The sequence below is a fragment of the Thermotalea metallivorans genome (assembly GCF_001562415.1).
GTDB lineage: Bacteria > Bacillota > Clostridia > Peptostreptococcales > Thermotaleaceae > Thermotalea > Thermotalea metallivorans.
This window is the reverse complement of sequence record NZ_LOEE01000073.1, coordinates 1-1,147: the sequence shown is the minus strand read 5'-3', so window position 1 is coordinate 1,147 and position 1,147 is coordinate 1. Positions and strand designations below refer to the sequence as shown.

Here is a 1,147-nt window from a genome sequence, read left to right as displayed (position 1 = left end):
AATAATATCAGACGCCTCCTAGGGTGTTGGTTTGTCATAAGATTAGTATTCCTAGGATTTAGGTGTCTGATTTTGTTATTTTATGGAATTATTTTTAAATCACTACATTACTTGTAAAGTGGTGTAGATTCAGTAAACAATATAGATATGTATTTAGAAGAAAATAAAGAAGATATTGAAAAATATTTGGAATACAGAAATTCAGATGAATATAAAAAATCACCAGCCTGTAAAATACAGCAATTATTATTGAAATTTCAGCAAGAGAGCGGATATTACGATATATTTATTGAAAATTTAAAAATATTTAGCGACTCATATCGGGAGTTTTTTGAAAAACTCCAGGCTGCAAATAAAGCATTTGTAGATAAATATCCTCAATTTGATAATATTTATAAGGTGTAGTTCTACAATATTAATCTTATGCCACACAAACTTATCAAAAATTAAAGAATTAGTAAAAGTCACGGTAAAATAAGAGTAAAAACCTTATTAAAACCGTGACTTGTTTTTATCTGGAAAGAGTTGGGGAAATAGGGTTAAGGTGAGAAGGGACAAGGGTTTTAGGAGTGTGGGGGTTTGACATGAATTTTTATGTGTATACATAGTTAGGATTAAGTTTTATTCTAAAAAGGGTAAAGAGGTAAGGGTGGAGAATAAAAAACTTGTGTTAAAAATAATAAAGTCACATCAAATAGATAATAAAGTTATGTTAAGATTTTAATCACATAATTATAGTTAAAGGTTAAAAGCCCTTTTCTTTTAATGATAGAAGAATAATTACAAAAATAAAAATATACTGTCATAAAAAATATACTATCAAAAGGAGCAAAACTTGTTTAATTGAAAATGAAGTTTGATGTTAGTATATAAGTATGGACACAAAATAAGGTTTTAGATATACTAAAGATTTAAGAAAGGAAGTGTCCATAAATGACAAATCGAAGAACTTTTACAGAGGATTTCAAAACAATGATAGCAGATTTGGTACAATCCGGTAAAACAGTCAAGGAAGTCTGCAGCGAATATAGCCTAAGTGAAACAGCAGTCCGAAGTTGGGTAAAAAAGAAATCTCCAATTAACATAGAAGGAGATGTTACAAGCCTTGAAGAAATCAAGAAAATTAAAAAAGAAATTGCAAAGCTCA

General features: G+C 28.5%; 2 protein-coding genes. Both read left to right on the top strand.

Translation table 11 applies throughout. The annotated features are described in order from the left end of the window. The first annotated feature begins 147 nt into the window (after window positions 1-147). The gene (locus AN619_RS14270) at window positions 148-405 is read left to right on the top strand and encodes a hypothetical protein (protein ID WP_068557943.1); all 258 of its coding nucleotides are present in this window, start codon (window positions 148-150) and stop codon (window positions 403-405) included. A gap of 528 nt (window positions 406-933) precedes the next feature. Next, on the top strand, window positions 934-1,147 hold a 214-nt coding region (locus tag AN619_RS14265), incomplete at its 3' end, for a transposase (RefSeq protein WP_068557942.1).

Excerpts from the sequence above, each read along its gene's own strand:
- AN619_RS14270 (WP_068557943.1), top strand. The coding sequence starts at position 148 with ATGTATTTAGAAGAAAATAAAGAAGATATTGAAAAATATTTGGAATAC.